The organism is Pseudogemmobacter blasticus (assembly GCF_003071405.1).
In the GTDB taxonomy this organism is placed as follows: Bacteria; Pseudomonadota; Alphaproteobacteria; order Rhodobacterales; family Rhodobacteraceae; genus Pseudogemmobacter; species Pseudogemmobacter blasticus.
In genome coordinates this window covers 2,132,590-2,150,635 of the sequence record NZ_CP020470.1, presented here as the reverse complement: position 1 = coordinate 2,150,635, position 18,046 = coordinate 2,132,590, and the positions used below count along the sequence as shown (strand labels likewise).

Sequence of the window (18,046 nt, the reverse complement as noted above, 5' to 3'; positions counted from 1 at the left end):
CCCCCTCAGAACAGGAAATAGCGCTGCGCCAGCGGCAGCTCGGTTGCCGGGGCGCAGGTCAGCAATTCGCCATCGGCGCGCACCTCGTAGGTTTCGGGATGCACCTCGATCTGCGGCATCGCTGCGTTCAGCACCATGTCGGCCTTGCCGATGTTGCGCGTGCCCTGCACCGCGACGGTTTCCTTGGCCAGCCCCAACTGCCCGCGCAAGCCGTCTGCCTGTGCCGCGGCCGAAACGAACAGCACCGCCCCCCGCTCTACAGCCCGGCCAAAGGCCCCGAACATCGGCCGCGAATACACCGGCTGCGGCGTGGGGATGCTGGCATTGGTGTCGCCCATCTGCGCCATGGCGATGCTGCCCCCCACCAGCACCATTTCCGGCTTGGCCCCGAATAAGGCCGGCGACCACAGCACCAGATCCGCCCGCTTGCCCACTTCGATTGACCCGATCTCGCGGCTCATCCCTTGCGCGATCGCCGGGTTGATGGTGTATTTCGCCACATAGCGCCGGGCGCGCAGGTTGTCGTTGTCGCCCGTCTCCTCGGCCAGCCGCCCGCGTTGCTGCTTCATCTTGTGGGCGGTCTGCCAGGTGCGGGTGACCACCTCACCCACCCGGCCCATGGCCTGGCTGTCCGAGGAAATGATCGAGAACGCCCCCATGTCGTGCAGGATGTCCTCCGCCGCGATGGTCTCGCGCCGGATGCGGCTTTCGGCAAAGGACACGTCTTCCGGCACCCGCCGGTCCAGGTGGTGGCAGACCATCAGCATGTCCAGATGCTCTTCGATGGTGTTCACCGTGTAGGGCATCGTCGGGTTGGTCGAACTGGGAATGACGTTCGGCGCCGAGACCACCTTGATGATGTCCGGCGCATGGCCGCCGCCCGCGCCTTCGGTGTGGAAGGCGTGGATGGTGCGGCCCCGAATGGCAGCCAGGGTGTTTTCGACAAAGCCGGATTCATTCAGCGTGTCGGTGTGGATCATCACCTGCACGTCCATGTCGTCGGCCACCGACAGGCAGCAGTCGATGGCGGCGGGCGTGGTGCCCCAGTCTTCATGCAGCTTCAGCGCACAGGCGCCGCCCTTCACCATTTCCACCAGCGCCTCGGGCTGGCTGGCATTGCCCTTGCCCGAAAGGCCGAAGTTGATGGGGAAGGCATCCAGCGCCTGCAACATGCGCCCCAGATGCCACGGTCCCGGCGTGCAGGTGGTGGCCAGCGTGCCATGCGCCGGGCCGGTGCCGCCGCCCAGCATGGTGGTGATGCCGGAATGCAGCGCATCCTCGATCTGCCCCGGCGCGATGAAGTGGATATGGGCGTCCATCCCCCCGGCGGTCAGGATCCGCCCCTCGCCGGCAATGATCTCGGTCCCCGGCCCGATGATGATGCTCACCCCCGGCTGGGTGTCCGGGTTCCCCGCCTTGCCAATCCCGGCGATGCGGCCGTCCCGCAGCCCGATGTCGGCCTTGAACACCCCGGAATGGTCCAGCACCAGCGCATTGGTAATGACGGTATCCACCGCCCCCCCGGCGCGGCTGATCTGGCTTTGTCCCATCCCGTCACGAATGACCTTGCCACCGCCGAACTTCACCTCCTCGCCATAGGTGGTGAAATCGCGCTCCACCTCGATGATCAGGTCTGTGTCGCCAAGGCGAACCCTGTCGCCGGTGGTGGGGCCGAACATCAGGGCATAATCGGCACGGGCAATCCGGGCGGGCATGGTCAGAGATCCCCCATCACCTGGGCATTGAAGCCGAACACGCGGCGGGCGCCGCCAAGCGGCACCAGCCGCACCTCGCGGGTCTGGCCCGGCTCGAACCGGACGGCGGTTCCGGCCGGGATGTCCAGCCGCTGGCCGCGCGCCGCCGCCCGGTCGAAGGACAGCCCCGGGTTGGTTTCGGCAAAGTGGTAATGGCTGCCCACCTGCACCGGCCGGTCGCCGGTGTTTGCCACCCGCAGCACGGTGACCGGGGCGCCGGCGTTCAATTCGATGTCGCCGGGCGCGGTCAGGAATTCTCCGGGAATCATGGCAACCTCTCAGCGGATGGGGTGGTGGACGGTGACCAGCTTGGTCCCGTCGGGGAACGTCGCCTCGACCTGCACCGAATGAATCATCTCGGGCACGCCCTGCATACACTGGCTGGCGGTGATGACATGGGCGCCGGCCTCCATCAGATCGGCCACGCTGCGGCCGTCGCGCGCGCCTTCCACGACGAAATCGGTGATCAGGGCAATCGCCTCGGGGTGGTTCAGCTTCACGCCACGGGCCAGCCGGTTGCGCGCCACCATGGCGGCCAGGCTGACCAGCAGCTTTTCCTTTTCGCGCGGGGTCAGGTTCATGGGGTCAGTCCTTGCATCTGCCATGTCCTTGGCAGGGGGGCTCCGGTCAGCCGGGCGGCAATGCGGCCCAGCCATTGCTTCAGCGGCCAGCCATCCGGGGCCAGCGCCCGGGCGATGCAGCGGCCGTTCCAGCCGGTGACGGCGGCCTGCACCCCCGGCGGCACGGGCAGGGCACGCAGGGCCTCCACCGCCGCCTCGGCCCCCGCACCGCAGAAGGCCACCACGGCAAAGGCAACATTGCCCGCCAGCAGCGCGGGCCTGTCACCCATGGCCAGAACGCCGGCGTCCAGCCGCTGCGCTTCAATCCACAGCGGGCGGCCGGCCAGCGTGACATGGCGGCGGTCGAACAGGCGGGCGCGGCGCGGCGCCTCGCCCATGGCGCGGCGGCCCAGCACCACGCTTTCGGCCAGCACCACGCTGGCGCCGGGGGCAAGGGCAATCTCGGTCTGCCGGTCCAGATGGCTGTCTTCGAACAGGATGGTTTCCTGTGGCAGCCACACCAGCCGCCCGCCCGCGCCGACCTGCGCTACCACCTCAACCCGGGCGGCCCCGTCGCGCGCCAGATAGGCCCGTTCGGCGGTTTGCGTGGTGGCCGTGGCCGTCACACCGTCGCCCAGCCGCACCGCATAACCCAGCCGATCGCCCGAAGTCAGCCCGCCCGAGGTGTTGAGGAACACCGCCTCGGGTGCCCCGGCCACATGGGGCAACAGCACCTTGGCTGACCCCGCCTGCGCCAGATCGGTCAGAACCGCCCGCCCGTCCCGCAGGGCGAAACCCACACGCGCAAGGCCGCGCGACCGTTCAAGGGCGAGGACGGGTTCCTGAATCATCCGTCCAGCCTGCCGTGGTCTGCCCGGCAGGGCATCCTGCGCCGGATGCGCAGGGGCGCACGGCGATGGTCAGACGGGTCCGCCGCACAAGCTGTGGGCGGTTTGCCTGAAAAGCAGGCATGACGAAAAGATCAGAAGGTGATGTCCGGCAGGCTGTCGAAGGCCCCCTTCAAGGCATCGCCCCAGCCCTTCGAAATGGTCTGGAAATAGGGGTCTTCGGCCCTGATCCGCCGCTCCATCCCGCGTCTCAGACTGTCGCGTTCATAGATGTGCAGATCCAGCGGCAGCCCGACCGAGAGGTTGGCCTTGATGGTGGAATCGAAGCTGACCAGCAGCAGCTTCACTGCGGCCTCGAAGCTCATGCCCGGATCGAAGGCGCGAACCAGGATCGGGCGGCCATACTTGGTTTCGCCGATCTGCAGGAAGGGCGTGTCATCGCTGGCCTCGATGAAGTTGCCTTCCGGGTAGATCAGGAACAGACGCGGTTCGCTGCCCTTGACCTGTCCGCCCAGAATGATGGTGGCGTTGAAGGCGGAATCCGCCCGCATCCCGCCGCCGGCGCGTTCCGCGATGATGTCAACCAGCAGTTGCCCGACATGCCGCGCGATCTGGTACATGGACGGCAGGCCCAGGATTGACGGCGTGCGGTCCCCCGGTGCCTTCATCCGTTCGTCGATGGTGGACACCACCGCCTGCGTGGTGGCCAGATTTCCGGCCGTCATCAGGGTAACAACCGTATCGCCGCCATCGGTCCAGGTGAACATCTTGCGGAAGGTCGAGATATTGTCGACGCCCGCGTTGGTGCGGGTGTCCGACATGAACACCAGCCCCCGGTTCATCTTGAGGCCAACGCAATAGGTCATCGCACGCTCTTACTGCTGCATCTGTTCCACTTCGAGCGCGACCGACAACCGTTCGTCGGCGCGACCGAAGCGGGTGCCAGTTACAGGCGCGGCCTCGGCATAGTCCAGCCCCGTCGCGATGCGGACATAGGCGGCATCGGGGCATTTGTTATGGGTCGGATCAAAGCCGACCCAGCCCAGATCAGGCAGGTGAACTTCGGCCCAGGCATGGGTTGCTTCCTGAACCACCCGGTCGGGCATCATCAGATAGCCCGAGACATAGCGCGACGGCAGGCCCATCAGCCGGGCCGCCGTCACGAAGACATGCGCCAGATCCTGACAGACGCCATGACCGGCGGCCAGCGTATCCTCGGCCGTCCAGCCCACATGGCTGATGCCGGTTTCATAGCGCACCGCTTCATGGATCGCGGCCATAAGGGCGTGCGACCGCTCCAGCGCCGTGCCCGGTGTGATCTGGCCAACCAGCTTGCGGCTGGCGGTGCCGGGGCGGGTCAGCGCGGTCTGGCGCAGGAACATCCACAACGGCATGAAACCGCCCTGCACCCCCACGACGCCGGCCGTATCGCTCACCTCGACCTCGCCCTCGCTGACCACGGCGATCTGCCGGGTGCCGGGTTCGAAACTGACCAGATCCACCCGGTTGCGGTGGGCGTCATCGAAGGACAGTTCCTTTTTCCCGCCCGTGATCGTGGTCTGCCAGGCCAGCACCGTCTGGGTGGCGCCGTTCTTGGGTGTCAGCCGCAACTGTTGCAGCGCATAGGGCACCGGCTCGTCATAGTCATAGGTCGTGGTATGGGTGATCCGCAGGCGCATGGGCATCACTCGTAAAACCGGAAGTCAATTTCACACTGGCGGCCGATCATGCCCAGCTCATACAGGAATTCCTGAATGAACTCGTGCAGGCCGGTGTCGAAGATCGCCTCGATCGGCTGCGACAGCCGGTTTTCGATCAGCGTCTGGGCCAGCGCCAGCGTGGCAGAGCGGGCGCCGTAATCGGCCGCCAGATAGCGCAGGTTGTCGGCGATCTTGTCCACGCAGAAGGCAAGGCTGCGCGGCATCCGCCGGTCAAGGATCAGGAACTGCGCAATTTCCAGCGGTCGCACCGTCTGGCCATGGGTCATGCGGAACCCGCCCTCGGCGCTGACAGACCGCAGCAGCGATTCCCACTGCACATTGTCCAGCGACGACCCCACCGACAGGGCCGAGGGCAGCAGGACATAGTATTTCACATCCAGCAGCCGCGCCGTGTTGTCGGCGCGTTCGATGAAGCTGCCGATGCGGGCGAAGTTGTAGATCTCGTTGCGCAGCATGGTGCCGGCCATGGCGCCCCGGACATGGGCGCTGCGATGGCGGATGCGGGTCAGCACTTCCGGCAGGTCGCGTTCGGGCACCCGGCGGGCCAGCGCCTCTTTCAGAAGCATCCAGCTTTCGTTGACGCTTTCCCAGACCTCGCGCGTCAGGGCGGTGCGCACCAGACGGGCGTTGTTGCGCGCCGATTCCACCACCGACAGCACCGACGAAGGGTTGTCCCGGTCGCGCAGCAGCCAGTCGATGGCGTTTTCCTTGGTCACCGCCGGGTATTTGGCCAGATAGCTGTCAAGGCTTGAGGCCGTCATCAGCACGCTTTGCCATTCGTCGTCCGACCGGCTGCGCGTCAACGCGATGCGCTGCCCGGCTTCAACCAGCCGCGCGGTGTTCTCGCTCCGCTCAAGATAGCGGAACATCCAGTACAGCCCGCCTGCCGTCTTGCCCAACATCGTCATTCGTCCAGCACCCAGGTGTCCTTGGTGCCCCCGCCTTGCGACGAATTCACCACCAGAGACCCTTTCTTCAACGCCACCCGCGTCAGCCCGCCGGGCGTGATCGTCACCCCCTCGGGCGAGACCAGAACATAAGGCCGCAAATCCACATGGCGTGGCGACAGGCCCGAATTGGTAAAGATCGGCACGGTGGACAGCGCCAGCGTCGGCTGGGCTATATAGTTGCCGGGCTTCGCCTCAAGTTTGGCACGGAATTCCGCGATCTCGCGCTTGCTGGCGGTGGGGCCAACCAGCATTCCATAGCCGCCAGACCCGTGCACTTCCTTGACCACCAGTTCCGGCAGATGGGCCAGAACGTATTTCAGTGCCTCGGCGTCGTTGCAGCGCCAGGTGGGCACGTTCTGCAGCAGCGCCTTTTCGCCGGTGTAGAACTCCACGATCTCGGGCATGTAGCTGTAGATCGCCTTGTCGTCGGCAATGCCGGTGCCCGGCGCATTGGCAATGGTGATGCCGCCGGCGCGATAGACATCGAAGATGCCCGGAATACCCAGCGTGCTGTCGGCGCGAAAGTTCAGCGGGTCCAGGAAATCGTCGTCGACCCGGCGATACAGCACGTCGATCGGCTTGTAGCCCTGCGTCGTGCGCATCGCCACCTTGCCATCGACAACCCGCAGGTCATGCCCCTCGACCAGCTCGACCCCCATCTTGTCGGCCAGGAAGCTGTGTTCGTAATAGGCGCTGTTATAGAGGCCGGGCGTCAGCACCGCGACAACAGGCTCCTCCGCCGAATTGGCCGGTGCGCAGGCCGAAAGGCTGCGCCGCAACGCTTGCGGATAGTTCGACACCGGCTGCACGCGGTTCTTGGCGAACAGCTCGGGGAACATCTGCAGCATGGTCTCGCGGTTTTCCAGCATGTAGCTGACACCGCTGGGCGTGCGGGCATTGTCTTCCAGCACGAAGAATTCGTTTTCGGCCGTCCGCACGATGTCGATGCCGACGATATGGGTATAAACCCCGCCCGGCGGCGTGACCCCCACCATCTGGGGCAGGAAGGCCGCGTTCTTCTCGATCATCTCGACCGGAATCCGCCCGGCGCGCAGGATTTCCTGCCGGTGGTAGATGTCGTAAAGGAAGGCGTTGATCGCCCGCACCCGCTGTTCGATGCCGCGGCTCAGCCGGCTCCATTCGCGGCCGCTGATGATGCGGGGAATGATGTCGAAGGGGATCAGCCGCTCGGCCGCCTCGGCCCGGCCATAGACGTTGAAGGTGATGCCGGTCAGCCGGAAGATTTCCTCGGCTTCGCGCTGCTTTCGTCGCAGGCGCGCGGCGTCCTCTTCCTTCATCCAGCCATCGAAGGCGGCGTAGGGCGACCGCAGCACCCCATCCCGCCCATGCATCTCGTCAAAGATCACCGTGTCACTCATGTTCGCAAGTCTGTGATGCCATCGGCCGATTTGGCAAGCACCTGCTTGCGCCGGACGGCATTTCCCTGTGCATCTGCCCTTGAAACAGGCAGGCTTGGGGTCCTTGCGGTTGTTCCTGCGGGTGCATCATCACCCCAGACCGGAATGATGCCGTCTGCACGGCCCTCGGGCCCCTTTGGCCGCGCGGGGCCACGGGCCGTTTCACAAAGAGTTCAGCGCCATTTTCCCGCAGTCTGGCGGGCCGCATTGCCTGCGGGCGCGGTGACAGATACCTTGACGGGCAGGCCGATCCAAGGAGACGACTGCCGATGCCCCGCCGCTTGACCCTGACCGCCGCTTTGGCCGCCGGTCTTCTGGCTGTAACGGTTCCGCCCGGCCTTGCGCAGGATCAGGTGCAGGATGGCGATCCTGGCGCCTATCTGGCCGCCCGCAACGCCGAGGCGAACGGAGATTTCCGCGCAGCGGCCGCCTGGTATGCCCGCGCGGCCCTGTCCGACCCCGACAATCCGGCCGTGCTGGATGGCGCGATGTTCGCCAATCTCAGCCTTGGCAAGATTGATCTTGCGGCGCAGGTCGCGGCCAAGCTGCGCGAAGCCGGCATCGAAAGCCCGGTCGCCGACATGGCGCTTCTGGCGGATGAGGCGATGCGCGAGGATTACACCGCCATCACCAAGGCCGCAGAGGCGGGCCGCAGTGTCGGCCCGCTGCTGGATGAACTGGTGCTGGCCTGGGCCAAGCTGGGCGAAGGCCGCATGGCCGATGCGCTGGCCGATTTCGACAAGGTGGCCGCCGACAAGCGGTTTCAGGCTTTCGGCCTGTATCACAAGGCGCTTGCTCTTGCGCAGGCCGGCGATTTCGAAGGGGCCGATGCCATTCTGTCGGGCCAGACCGCCGGGCCGCTGAACCTGAACCGGCGCGGGGTGCTGGCGCGGGTGCAGATCCTCAGCCAGCTTGAGCGCAACCCCGATGCCCTGGCTCTGCTGGAACGCGCCTTCGGCACCGAGCCAGAGCCCTTTCTTGACAGCCTGCGCGCGCGGCTGAAGGCGGGTGAACCGATCCCGTTCGACATTGCCCGTACCGCCCGCGACGGCATTGCCGAAGTGTTCTTCTCGGTCGCAACCGTGCTGAACGCCGAATCCGACCCGATCTACACCCTGCTGCACAGCCGTATTGCCAGCGTCCTGCGCCCCGATCATGCCGAAGCCCTGCTTCTGACGGCGGCCATGCTGGAAAACGTCGATCAGTTCGATCTGGCGGTCGATGTCTATGCCAGCTTCGCGCCCGATGATCCCAATTACTACAGCGCCGAAATCGGCCGCGCCGATGCGCTGTATTCGGCCGGCAAGAAGGATGCCGCAATCGAGGCGTTGCAGGTTCTGGCCCGCAGCCATGGCAAGATCATTCTGGTGCAAAGCGCCCTGGCCGATCTGCTGCGCCGCGAAGAGCGCTGGGCCGAGGCGATCCCCGTCTATGATGCCGCCATCGCCCTGATCCCCGAGGTCAAGCCCGGCCACTGGCCGCTGTTCTTCAGCCGGGGTGTCTGTGAGGAAAGCCTGAAAAACTATGACAAGGCCGAGGCCGATTTCCGCAAGGCGCTGGAACTGAACCCGAACCAGCCGCAGGTGCTGAATTATCTGGGTTACAGCTTCGTGGACCGGGGCAAGAACCTGGATGAAGCGCTGTCGATGATCGAACGCGCGGTGAAGGCGCAGCCCGACCAAGGCTATATCATCGACAGTCTGGCCTGGGCCTATTTCCGGCTTGGCCGCTATCAGGATGCGCTGGAGCCAATGGAAAAGGCATCGCTTCTGGAACCCGTCGATCCGGTGGTGACCGATCACCTGGGAGATGTCTACTGGGCCGTCGGCCGCAAGCGTGAAGCCGAATTCCAGTGGCACCGCGCGCTGTCCTTCGGCCCGACCGAAAAGGATGCCGACCGCATCCGCCGCAAGATCGACAAGGGGCTGGATGCCGTGCTTGCCGAAGAAGGCGCCCCCCCGCTGTCCGAGGTCAAAGCCGCGAAGAATGGCAACTGAGACCGAATTCGCGCCGGCCAAGGTGAACCTGACGCTGCATGTCACCGGGCGGCGGCAGGATGGTTATCACCTGCTCGACAGTCTGGTGGTGTTTGCCGGCGTGGGCGACCGTGTTTCCGTCACCGCGGGCGAAGGCTTTTCGGTCACCGGGCCGCAGGCCGCGCTTCTGCCCCCCAGCGATGACAACCTCTGCCTGCGTGCCGCCCGTGCCATGGGCGGCGGCGTGGCGATCACGCTGGACAAGGTGCTGCCCGTGGCGTCGGGCATTGGTGGTGGCTCGGCGGATGCGGCGGCCACCCTGCGCGCGCTGGCCCGGATGGGGCGGGCGCTGCCCGATGCCGAAACCGTGCTGAAGCTGGGGGCCGATGTGCCGGTCTGCCTGTCCGGCCATGCGGTGCGGATGACCGGCGTGGGCGAGGGGCTGGCCCCTGTTTCCGTGCCGTCCGGCTGGATGGTGCTGGTGAACCCCGGCGTCGCGGTTTCAACCCCGTCCGTGTTCCGGGCGCTTGACCGGCGGGAAAACCCGCCCATGCCCACCCCTCTGCCACCCTTGCCGGATATGGCCGCGCTGGTGGCCTTTGTCGCCAGCCAGCGCAACGATCTTGAGGCTCCGGCCATCGTGCTGGCCCCGGTGATCGCCGATGTGAAGGCGGCTCTTGCGGCGCAGGACGGGTGTCTGCTGGCCCGCATGTCGGGTTCGGGTGCCACCTGTTTTGGTCTGTTCGCCGGTCAGGCGTCTGCCGAAGCCGCCGCTGGCGCCATCAGGGCCGCGCAGCCCGGCTGGTGGGCCGCCGCCGCGCCGATGCAGGGCTGACCCCGCGCTCAGGCGATCCGCGCCACCACATATTGCGCCAGATCGGCCAGAATATCGCGCAGCGGGTTTTCCGGCAGAACCTTCAGCGCGTCCTGCGCCCGGCGCGACCAGTCCAGCGCGGCCGTGCGCGCGGCGTCCATCGCGCCGTGGCGGGCCATGATCGCCATCGCCCGCTCAAGATCGCCCTCGTTCTGCTGGCCCTTCTCGATCACGCGAACCCAGAACGCCCGTTCTTCCGCATCGGCCTTGGCCACGGCCTTGATCACCGGCAGCGTCAGCTTGCGTTCGCGGAAATCGTCGCCGGTGTTCTTGCCGATCACCGCCGAAGACCCGCCGTAATCCAGCAGGTCATCGGCAATCTGGAAGGCAATTCCCAGCGCATCGCCATAGGTGAACAGCGCCTGCACCTGATCTTCCGGCGCGCCCGCCAGCACCGCGCCAGACTCGGTCGCCGCGCTGAACAGTGCGGCGGTCTTGCCGCGAATGACCTTCAGGTAGATGTCCTCGGTCGTTGCCAGATCCTGCGCGGCGGTCAGTTGCAGCACCTCGCCCTCGGCGATCACCGCGCTGGCATTGGCCAGAATGTCCAGCACCCGCAGGCTGCCCGGTTCCACCATCAACTGGAAGGCGCGGGCGAACAGGTAGTCGCCCACCAGAACGCTGGACTTGTTGTCCCACAGCAGGTTTGCGGTCGGCCGGCCACGGCGGCGCTGGCTTTCGTCCACCACATCGTCATGCAGCAAGGTTGCGGTGTGGATGAATTCCACCGTTGCCGCCAGCTTGCGGTGATCGGTGCCCGCATAGCCGCAGATCCGGGCCGCGGCCAGCGTCAGCATCGGCCGCAACCGCTTGCCGCCCGCCTCGATCAGATGCGCCGTGACCTCGGGAATACGGGGGGCGTGCTCGCTCGACATTCGCTCGCGGATCAGCAGGTTCACCGCGGCCATATCCTCGGCCAGCGCCAGCGCCAGCCGGTCCTGCGGGCCATCCTTCGGCTTGTCGACCGCCCCGTCCATGTTCATCCCTGCCCCCGCCGCCCTTGCCCGGCCGGGCCGGCGCGATTAACCCTTGGTCATGAAGGAACTGTTGCGCACGACCGACCCGACCGTGATTGCCTTTGCCCAGGCCCTTCTTCAGGGCGAGGGTATAGCGGCCTTCGCCATGGACGTCCACATGAGCATCCTTGACGGCAGCTTGGGCATCCTGCCGCAGCGCCTGATGGTGGCGGATCGTGATCTGTTCCTGGCCCGCGCCATCTGCCGCGACAACGGATTGACGCCAAGCCCATGATCTTCGACGACGCCGATCTGACCGACGACAAGTTTCTTTGCGGGCGTCTGCGCCTGCTGCAACCGGCGCGCGGCTACCGGGCCGCCACCGATGCCGTGCTGCTGGCCGCCGCCTGTCCGGCCGAACCCGGCGACACGGTGCTGGATCTGGGCTGCGGGGCGGGGGCCGCGTCGCTGTGTCTGGCTGCGCGGGTGCCGGACCTCGTGCTGACCGGGCTTGAGATGCAGACCGACTATGCCGATCTTGCCCGCCGCAACGCGGCCCGCAACGGCATGGCGATGGAGGTGGTCGAAGGGGATGTGGCGCAGATGCCCCGACCGCTGCGGCGGCCGTTTTCGCAGGTGATCGCCAACCCGCCCTGGTATCCGCCCGGGGGCACGCCGTCGCCCCGGCCGGGCCGGGCCACCGCCTTGCAGGTCACGCTGCCGCTCTCGGTCTGGGTGCAGGCCGCGGCGCAGCGCCTGCATCCCGGCGGCTGGCTGACCCTGATCGCGGGCGCCGACAGCCTGCCCGATCTGCTGGCCGCGCTTGCGCCGAAGCTCGGCTCGGCGGCGGTGCTGCCGCTGCAACCCCGCGAAGGCCGGGCCGCCCCCCGCATCCTGTTGCGGGCCCGCAAGGGCGGCAAAGCCCCCTTCCGCCTGCTGCCCCCGCTGATTCTGCACGCCGGCCCCGCCCATGACGGCGACCGGGAGAGCTATACCCCGCAAGCCAACGCCATCCTGCGCGATGGCGCCCCTTTGCTGACTGCGTTCCATTGAACTTGGCGTGAAATGCTGACGCAGGCTGTCGCAATTTGGGTGACAAGGCCGGGCTTTGGTGGTGGACTGGTGTCATCAGGGTGACATCAAAAGGAGGATGAACATGACGATCGCTTCGCATCTGGCGGAACTCCGCAAGAAGCACGAATCGCTTTCGGACATGGTTGCCGCAGCCCAGCGCAGCCCCGCATCGGATGACCTCCAGATTGCCGAATGGAAGAAACAGAAGCTGAAGCTGAAGGAAGAAATTGCCCGGCTGACCGAACAGGAACAGCAGCACTGATCCGCGTCAGGGCGCGCGGCGCGCGGCCAGGGCTGCCCCCCCGGCAATAAGGATCGCGGCCAGACCGATGGTCCATGTCGCGGGGGTGATCCCGGCCACCACCAGCGCCAGCGTCGACAAAAGCGGAGCAGCATAGGAGGCGACACCCAGCAACTGGATGTCGCCTTTTTTCATGCCCACATCCCAGGTGAAGAAAGCCGCCCCCACCGGACCGATGCCTAGAGCCAGAACCGAAACCCAGCCCACGGCGCCCACCGGCCAGACCGTCTGTTCCAGCAACAGATGCGCCGGAACAGACAGGGCCGCAGTCGCCAGGCAGAACACCGTCACGCTTTCGGTCGGCACCTCGCCCAGACGCCGCGACAGCACCGAATAGGCAGCCCAGGTCAGCGCGCAGCCAAAGGCCAGTATCAGGCCAGGAACCGAAGCGGCGCTTTCACCGCCCCGTGCCAGCACGATCAGCGCCGCGCCAGCAAAGGCGACCAGCGCCCCCAGCACATGCCAGGCTGTCAGCCGTTCCCCCGGCAACAGGCCCGAAAGCAGCACGATGAACAGCGGCCAGAGATAGGCGATCAGCCCGGTTTCGGCACTGGGGGCAAGGCGGAAGGCCGTGAAATACAGGAAGTGATAGCCGAACAGCCCCGCCGTTCCGAAGGCATAAACCTTCCACGATACCGTGCGCAGCACTCCCAGGCCCTTGCGCGCCGTCCAGATCAGGCCGATCACGCCGCCAATGCCAAAGCACAGCGCGTTCAGCAGGAACGGCGGCACCGGCGCAGACCAGATGGTCAGCAGCGCCAGCAGCGCCCACATCAGGATTGCCGTGAAACCGATTGCCGTGGCGCGCTGGCGTGTCATGCAGACAAATTCCTTCGAAGGAATTTGCAAAAATCTTCGAAGATTTTTGCTTCCGCGCTGTCCTTAGCGGCTCACCCGCAAAAGCGAAAGGCCCGGCGGGTGATGCCGGGCCTTCCCATCCGTCGTCCGCTCTCAGACGAAGAACTGACCGCCGTTCGCGGAAATCGTCGATCCGGTGATGAAGCCGGCGTCGTCGCTGGCCAGGAACACCACGCAGCGCGCAATCTCTTCCGGTTCGCCCAGACGGCCGACCGGGATCTGCGGGATGATCCGCTCGGCCAGCACCTTTTCGTCAATGGCCTTCACCATTTCGGTGCCAATATAGCCAGGGCAGATCGCGTTCACGGTAATGCCGGCGCGGGCGCCTTCCTGGGCCAGCGCCTTGGTAAAGCCCAGGTCGCCCGATTTGGCGGCGGAATAGTTGGCCTGTCCTGCCTGCCCCTTCTGGCCGTTGATCGAGCTGATGTTGATCACCCGGCCGAACTTGCGGTCGCGCATCCCCGACCACAGCGGATGGGTCATGTTGAACAGGCCGGTCAGGTTGGTGTCGATCACCTCTTTCCACTGGCCGGGCGTCATCTTGTGGAACATCGCATCGCGGGTGATGCCGGCATTGTTGACCAGCACATCCACCGGGCCAAGGTCGGCTTCGACCTGCGCGATGCCCGCGGCGCAGGCGTCATAATCGGCGACCGACCACTTGTAAGTCGGAATTCCGGTCTCGGCGGTAAAGGCCTTCGCGGCCTCATCATTGCCCGCGTAGTTGGCGGCCACCTTGTAGCCCGCCGCCTTCAGCGCGACCGAAATCGCCGCCCCGATGCCACGCGACCCCCCCGTGACCAGTGCAACCTTTGCCATGATTCCTCCTCCAAGGACACTTACCGGAAATCCTGTTACCGAAACTGATATGGATACGCAACTTTATTGCGCATCCATTTTCTGCTTTGCAGCGTCAGGCGACGGTCAACCCCGTTCCAGGCACATGGCCACGCCCATGCCGCCGCCGATGCACAGCGTTGCCAGGCCCTTCTTCGCCCCGCGGCGGCCCATTTCATGGATCAGCGTGTTCAGGATGCGCGCCCCGCTGGCGCCGATCGGGTGGCCGATGGCAATGGCGCCGCCGTTCACGTTCACGATGGACGGGTCCCAGCCCATGTCCTTGTTCACCGCGCAGGCCTGGGCGGCAAAGGCTTCGTTCGCCTCGACCAGATCAAGGTCGGCCACCTTCCAGCCCGCCTTGTCCAGCGCCTTGCGGCTGGCATAGATCGGGCCGACGCCCATGATCGACGGGTCAAGTCCGGCGGTGGCATAACTGGCGATGCGGGCCAGCACCTTCAGCCCACGTTTTGATGCCTCTTCTTCCGACATCAGCAGCACGGCCGCTGCACCATCATTGATGCCGCTGGCGTTCGCCGCGGTGACGGTGCCTTCCTTGGTAAAGGCCGGGCGCAGCTTCTGCATACTGTCCAGCGTGGCGCCGTGGCGGATGTATTCATCCGCGTCCACCACGATGTCACCCTTGCGGGTCTTTACCGTGAAGGGAAGGATCTCATCCTTGAATTTGCCAGCCTTTTGCGCAGCTTCGGCCTTGTTCTGGCTGGCCAGTGCGAATTCGTCCTGCATCTCGCGGCTGATCTGCCACTGGCTGGCCACGTTCTCGGCCGTGATGCCCATGTGATAGCCGTTGAAGGCATCCCACAGACCATCCTTGATCATCGAGTCGATGAAGTTGAGATCGCCCATCTTCTGCCCGGCCCGCAGATGCGCGACATGGGGCGACAGGCTCATGCTTTCCTGCCCGCCGGCGACCACGATCCGCGCGTCGCCCAGTTGCACATGCTGCGCCCCCAGCGCCACCGCCCGCAGGCCGGAGCCGCAGACCTGGTTCAGCGACCAGGCGCTGGCTTCCTTGGCCAGACCCGCCTTGATTGCCGCCTGACGCGCCGGGTTCTGGCCCTGACCTGCGGTCAGCACCTGGCCCAGGATGGTTTCCTCGACTTCGGCTTTCTCGATCCCCGCGCGGGCCACCACGCCTTCAATCACGGCGGCGCCCAGGTCATGCGCGGGCGTATTGGCGAAAGCGCCGTTGAAGCTGCCAACGGCGGTACGGCCCGCCGAAACGATTACGACATTGGTCATGTGATCCCTCTCCCGAAGACCGGCGCGGTGCGCGTCACCTTCGCCTCTGGAGGCAAAGATCACAGCCGCAACAAACTTGCGCAAGCAGAATGCGCAGCCTGCGGGAACCTTCGCCGTCACCCGGCGCTGCGGCCATGGCGAAACCGGCTGAAGTCGGGGTTCACCTCGGGGGGACCGAACAGATAGCCTTGCAGACAGCCCACGCACAGATCGCGCAGCCACCCCGCCTCGGCCGGGGTTTCCACGGATTCGGCAACCAGGAACATGCCAAACTCCCGCGCCAGCGCCGCGGCCGCGCGCACGATTCTCTGGCTGGTTTCGGAACGGTCAATCCCGCGGATGAACTGGCCGTCGATCTTGGCAATCTCGAAACCGAAGGCTTGCAGCAACGGCAACGAGGTGGCGCCGGCGCCAAAATCATCCAGCGTGAAGGCAATGCCCTCGGCCCGCAGATCGGCCATGAAGGGGATCAGCACATCCGGCATCTGCATGGCGCTGGCTTCGCCAATCTCAAGGATCAGCCCGCGCCCCAGGCCTGGCGATTGCCCCAGTGCGCGGCGCAGCATCTGTGTCCAGGGTTTGTATCCCACCGACCGCGCCGACATGTTCACCGCGATGCGGATGCCGGGGTTGCGCTGCAACACCTGCAAGCCCAGTTGCAGCGCCGCCACGTCGATTTCACGGCCCAGTTCCTGCGTTTCCGCCACCGCCATGAAATCGCGGGCCGGGATCACCCGATCTTTTGGGTCCAGCAGGCGGATGTAACCTTCATAAAACCCGATGATCGACGGATCGGCGGCATAGACGGCGGGCTGGAACGCCAGCCGCATCCGCCGCAGCATCAGGGCGTTGCGCACCATGGACAGCGTTTCACGTTCCACGGCCGAAACGGCCACAGCCAGAGGTGAGGCCAGTTCGGCATCCACATCTGCAGCAGGGCGTTTCGACCCACGCCCCGCATTACGCTGAAAGCTCATCCCCTGATCCTGTGCCGTGCTTATCCTGGCTGACAGGCTGCGCGGCCAAGGGTAAACACCCTGCAAAGCTTCGGCATTTGACTTGAAGTAGAACGATTTTCCGAAAGGCCCCAGATGACCGAAACCCGCTGCCCCTGGTGTGGCACCGACCCGCTTTATGTCTCGTACCACGATACCGACTGGGGCCGCCCCGAGCGCGACCCGCGGGCGCTGTGGGAAAAGCTGATCCTTGACGGATTCCAGGCCGGGCTGAGCTGGATCACCATCCTGCGTAAGCGCGAGAATTTCCGCGCCGCCTTCCACGGATTCCGCCCCGAGGTCATTGCCACCTGGGGCGAGGACGAGGTTGCCCGCTTGCTGGCAGACCCGGGCATTGTCCGCCATCGCGGCAAGATCGAAGGCACGCTCCGCAGCGCCCGCGCCTATCTTGAGATCGAGGCGAAGGAGGGGTTTTCGCTCTTCCTGTGGTCTTTCGTGGGCGGTGCACCCATTCAGTCGAACCTTGCCTCAATGTCGGATGCGTTGACCGAATCGCCTGAAAGCCGCGCCATGTCGCGGGCGCTGAAGGCGCGTGGTTTCACGTTCTGCGGACCGACCATCACCTATGCCTTCATGCAGGCGGTTGGCATGGTGAACGATCATCTGGTCACCTGTCCGGCCCATGCCGAATGTGCCGCGATGGCCTGAGAGCTGCCCCTTGGCGTTTTGGCACCGAAGGATCATATAGACCGCAAACCGGGAACATGAGGACGACATGCTTGGACTTGGCGACAAACCCGCCGCGCCTGCCGCGACCGGCCTGATCAAGGACGGAACCGAGGCCACGTTCATGGCCGATGTCATCGACGCCTCGCGCGAGGTGCCGGTGATCGTTGATTTCTGGGCCACCTGGTGCGGCCCGTGCAAGACGCTTGGCCCCGCGCTTGAGGCAGCGGTGACCGCCGCCAAGGGCAAGGTGCGCATGGTCAAGATCGACGTTGACCAGAATCAGGCCATTGCCGCGCAGATGCGCATCCAGTCCATCCCCACCGTCTATGCCTTCTTCCAGGGTCAGCCGGTTGACGGGTTTCAGGGGGCGCTGCCGCCTTCGGAAGTGAAGAAATTCGTCGACAAGCTGGCGTCCATGGCGGGCGACGGCGGTCTGGCGGATGCGCTGGCCGCGGCCGAGGAAATGCTGGAGCAAGGCGCCCTGGCCGATGCGATGGAAACCTTCGCCGCGATCCTGGGCGAAGAGCCGGAAAATGCTGCCGCCTATGCCGGCATTGCCCGTGCGCATCTGGCGGCCGGCAATCTTGATCAGGCCGAAGCCTTCCTGTCTGCCGCCCCCGCCGCATTGGCAAAGGCCAAGGAGGTTGAGGCGGCGAAGGCCCAGTTGGAACTGGCGAAGCAGGCTGCCAATGCCGGCCCCGAGGCCGATCTGCGCGCCGCCGTTGAGGCCGACCCGAACAACCATCAGGCCCGCTTTGACCTGGCCGTCGCGCTGAACGCCGCCGGCAAGGTTGAAGAGGCGGTGGATGAACTGCTGGAGTTGTTCCGCCGCGACCGTGAATGGAACGACGGCGCCGCCCGCGCGCAGCTTTTCACCATCTTCGACGCGCTCAAGCCGCAAGACCCGATCGTGCTGAAGGGTCGCAGGCGGTTGTCATCAATGATCTTTGCCTGATCGCGGGGGCGGCCTA

The 18,046-nt window shown here is 65.6% G+C and carries 20 protein-coding genes; 7 read left to right on the top strand and 13 right to left on the bottom strand.

What is annotated here, in order from left to right:
- Window positions 1–5: 5 nt before the first annotated feature.
- From ureC to B6K69_RS10490, 8 genes are all read right to left on the bottom strand, one after another.
- On the bottom strand, window positions 6–1,715 hold the full coding sequence (gene ureC, locus B6K69_RS10525) for an urease subunit alpha (protein WP_108643745.1): 1,710 nt from the start codon (window positions 1,713–1,715) through the stop codon (window positions 6–8).
- Between the two features lie 2 nt (window positions 1,716–1,717).
- Complete coding sequence (locus B6K69_RS10520; protein WP_107671720.1) at window positions 1,718–2,023, bottom strand: urease subunit beta; 306 nt, start codon at window positions 2,021–2,023, stop codon at window positions 1,718–1,720.
- A gap of 9 nt (window positions 2,024–2,032) precedes the next feature.
- Entirely contained in the window at window positions 2,033–2,335 is a 303-nt protein-coding gene (locus B6K69_RS10515) for an urease subunit gamma (protein ID WP_107671721.1), read from the bottom strand.
- Complete coding sequence (locus tag B6K69_RS10510; RefSeq protein WP_108643744.1) at window positions 2,332–3,165, bottom strand: urease accessory protein UreD; 834 nt, start codon at window positions 3,163–3,165, stop codon at window positions 2,332–2,334. The genes B6K69_RS10515 and B6K69_RS10510 overlap by 4 nt, the downstream gene beginning before the upstream one ends.
- A 131-nt stretch (window positions 3,166–3,296) precedes the next feature.
- Window positions 3,297–4,028 (bottom strand): proteasome-type protease, encoded by a 732-nt coding sequence (locus B6K69_RS10505; RefSeq protein ID WP_108643743.1) that lies wholly within the window; start codon window positions 4,026–4,028, stop codon window positions 3,297–3,299.
- A 9-nt stretch (window positions 4,029–4,037) separates the two neighbouring features.
- Window positions 4,038–4,841: a transglutaminase family protein gene (locus B6K69_RS10500; RefSeq protein ID WP_107671840.1), complete on the bottom strand. Its 804-nt coding sequence runs from the start codon at window positions 4,839–4,841 to the stop codon at window positions 4,038–4,040.
- A 5-nt stretch (window positions 4,842–4,846) separates the two neighbouring features.
- Entirely contained in the window at window positions 4,847–5,785 is a 939-nt protein-coding gene (locus tag B6K69_RS10495) for an alpha-E domain-containing protein (RefSeq protein WP_107671841.1), read from the bottom strand.
- Window positions 5,786–5,787: 2 nt separating this feature from the next.
- Window positions 5,788–7,212, bottom strand: coding sequence for a circularly permuted type 2 ATP-grasp protein (locus B6K69_RS10490; RefSeq protein ID WP_107671724.1), 1,425 nt, complete (start codon window positions 7,210–7,212; stop codon window positions 5,788–5,790).
- A 308-nt stretch (window positions 7,213–7,520) separates the two neighbouring features.
- Here B6K69_RS10490 and B6K69_RS10485 point away from each other — a divergent pair, with 308 nt between their 5' ends.
- Together B6K69_RS10485 and B6K69_RS10480 are read left to right on the top strand one after the other, a co-directional pair.
- Window positions 7,521–9,248 carry a tetratricopeptide repeat protein gene (locus tag B6K69_RS10485; protein ID WP_107671725.1) on the top strand — a complete coding sequence of 576 codons (1,728 nt, stop codon included), beginning with the start codon at window positions 7,521–7,523 and terminating at the stop codon, window positions 9,246–9,248.
- A complete protein-coding gene (locus B6K69_RS10480) occupies window positions 9,238–10,062 on the top strand; it encodes a 4-(cytidine 5'-diphospho)-2-C-methyl-D-erythritol kinase (protein WP_108643742.1) in 825 nt (274 codons plus the stop codon). Before B6K69_RS10485 ends, B6K69_RS10480 begins: the two co-directional genes overlap by 11 nt.
- Before the next feature lie 8 nt (window positions 10,063–10,070).
- On the opposite strand, the gene B6K69_RS10475 is transcribed toward B6K69_RS10480, so the two are convergent.
- A complete protein-coding gene (locus B6K69_RS10475; protein WP_412917515.1) occupies window positions 10,071–11,084 on the bottom strand; it encodes a polyprenyl synthetase family protein in 1,014 nt (337 codons plus the stop codon).
- Between the two features lie 52 nt (window positions 11,085–11,136).
- Between B6K69_RS10475 and B6K69_RS10470 the strand changes: the two genes are divergently transcribed.
- The 3 genes from B6K69_RS10470 to B6K69_RS10460 all read left to right on the top strand — a co-directional run bounded on the left by B6K69_RS10470 (window position 11,137) and on the right by B6K69_RS10460 (window position 12,393).
- Complete coding sequence (locus tag B6K69_RS10470) at window positions 11,137–11,352, top strand: putative signal transducing protein (protein WP_107671727.1); 216 nt, start codon at window positions 11,137–11,139, stop codon at window positions 11,350–11,352.
- Window positions 11,352–12,110 (top strand): tRNA1(Val) (adenine(37)-N6)-methyltransferase, encoded by a 759-nt coding sequence (locus tag B6K69_RS10465; RefSeq protein WP_108644888.1) that lies wholly within the window; start codon window positions 11,352–11,354, stop codon window positions 12,108–12,110. Before B6K69_RS10470 ends, B6K69_RS10465 begins: the two co-directional genes overlap by 1 nt.
- Before the next feature lie 103 nt (window positions 12,111–12,213).
- Entirely contained in the window at window positions 12,214–12,393 is a 180-nt protein-coding gene (locus B6K69_RS10460; RefSeq protein WP_108644887.1) for a YdcH family protein, read from the top strand.
- Window positions 12,394–12,399: 6 nt separating this feature from the next.
- On the opposite strand, the gene yddG is transcribed toward B6K69_RS10460, so the two are convergent.
- From yddG to B6K69_RS10440, 4 genes are all read right to left on the bottom strand, one after another.
- Complete coding sequence (yddG, locus tag B6K69_RS10455) at window positions 12,400–13,251, bottom strand: aromatic amino acid exporter YddG (protein WP_108643741.1); 852 nt, start codon at window positions 13,249–13,251, stop codon at window positions 12,400–12,402.
- Window positions 13,252–13,383: 132 nt separating this feature from the next.
- On the bottom strand, window positions 13,384–14,109 hold the full coding sequence (gene phbB / locus B6K69_RS10450) for a beta-ketoacyl-ACP reductase (protein WP_108643740.1): 726 nt from the start codon (window positions 14,107–14,109) through the stop codon (window positions 13,384–13,386).
- Between the two features lie 105 nt (window positions 14,110–14,214).
- Window positions 14,215–15,390, bottom strand: coding sequence for an acetyl-CoA C-acetyltransferase (locus B6K69_RS10445; protein WP_108643739.1), 1,176 nt, complete (start codon window positions 15,388–15,390; stop codon window positions 14,215–14,217).
- A 116-nt stretch (window positions 15,391–15,506) separates the two neighbouring features.
- Window positions 15,507–16,367, bottom strand: coding sequence for an EAL domain-containing protein (locus B6K69_RS10440; RefSeq protein ID WP_108643738.1), 861 nt, complete (start codon window positions 16,365–16,367; stop codon window positions 15,507–15,509).
- A gap of 114 nt (window positions 16,368–16,481) precedes the next feature.
- Between B6K69_RS10440 and B6K69_RS10435 the strand changes: the two genes are divergently transcribed.
- Complete coding sequence (locus B6K69_RS10435) at window positions 16,482–17,054, top strand: DNA-3-methyladenine glycosylase I (RefSeq protein ID WP_108643737.1); 573 nt, start codon at window positions 16,482–16,484, stop codon at window positions 17,052–17,054.
- Between the two features lie 67 nt (window positions 17,055–17,121).
- A complete protein-coding gene (trxA, locus tag B6K69_RS10430; protein ID WP_108643736.1) occupies window positions 17,122–18,030 on the top strand; it encodes a thioredoxin in 909 nt (302 codons plus the stop codon).
- Window positions 18,031–18,046: the final 16 nt, after the last annotated feature.

Coding starts and splice junctions, on each gene's coding strand:
- B6K69_RS10515 (WP_107671721.1), bottom strand. CDS start 2,335: ATGAACCTGACCCCGCGCGAAAAGGAAAAGCTGCTGGTCAGCCTGGCC.
- B6K69_RS10505 (WP_108643743.1), bottom strand. CDS start 4,028: ATGACCTATTGCGTTGGCCTCAAGATGAACCGGGGGCTGGTGTTCATG.
- B6K69_RS10520 (WP_107671720.1), bottom strand. CDS start 2,023: ATGATTCCCGGAGAATTCCTGACCGCGCCCGGCGACATCGAATTGAAC.
- B6K69_RS10435 (WP_108643737.1), top strand. CDS start 16,482: ATGACCGAAACCCGCTGCCCCTGGTGTGGCACCGACCCGCTTTATGTC.
- B6K69_RS10460 (WP_108644887.1), top strand. CDS start 12,214: ATGACGATCGCTTCGCATCTGGCGGAACTCCGCAAGAAGCACGAATCG.
- B6K69_RS10475 (WP_412917515.1), bottom strand. CDS start 11,084: ATGAACATGGACGGGGCGGTCGACAAGCCGAAGGATGGCCCGCAGGAC.
- ureC (WP_108643745.1), bottom strand. CDS start 1,715: ATGCCCGCCCGGATTGCCCGTGCCGATTATGCCCTGATGTTCGGCCCC.
- B6K69_RS10470 (WP_107671727.1), top strand. CDS start 11,137: ATGAAGGAACTGTTGCGCACGACCGACCCGACCGTGATTGCCTTTGCC.
- B6K69_RS10480 (WP_108643742.1), top strand. CDS start 9,238: ATGGCAACTGAGACCGAATTCGCGCCGGCCAAGGTGAACCTGACGCTG.
- B6K69_RS10485 (WP_107671725.1), top strand. CDS start 7,521: ATGCCCCGCCGCTTGACCCTGACCGCCGCTTTGGCCGCCGGTCTTCTG.
- B6K69_RS10445 (WP_108643739.1), bottom strand. CDS start 15,390: ATGACCAATGTCGTAATCGTTTCGGCGGGCCGTACCGCCGTTGGCAGC.
- B6K69_RS10440 (WP_108643738.1), bottom strand. CDS start 16,367: ATGAGCTTTCAGCGTAATGCGGGGCGTGGGTCGAAACGCCCTGCTGCA.
- B6K69_RS10490 (WP_107671724.1), bottom strand. CDS start 7,212: ATGAGTGACACGGTGATCTTTGACGAGATGCATGGGCGGGATGGGGTG.
- B6K69_RS10495 (WP_107671841.1), bottom strand. CDS start 5,785: ATGTTGGGCAAGACGGCAGGCGGGCTGTACTGGATGTTCCGCTATCTT.
- B6K69_RS10510 (WP_108643744.1), bottom strand. CDS start 3,165: ATGATTCAGGAACCCGTCCTCGCCCTTGAACGGTCGCGCGGCCTTGCG.
- trxA (WP_108643736.1), top strand. CDS start 17,122: ATGCTTGGACTTGGCGACAAACCCGCCGCGCCTGCCGCGACCGGCCTG.
- yddG (WP_108643741.1), bottom strand. CDS start 13,251: ATGACACGCCAGCGCGCCACGGCAATCGGTTTCACGGCAATCCTGATG.
- B6K69_RS10500 (WP_107671840.1), bottom strand. CDS start 4,841: ATGCGCCTGCGGATCACCCATACCACGACCTATGACTATGACGAGCCG.
- phbB (WP_108643740.1), bottom strand. CDS start 14,109: ATGGCAAAGGTTGCACTGGTCACGGGGGGGTCGCGTGGCATCGGGGCG.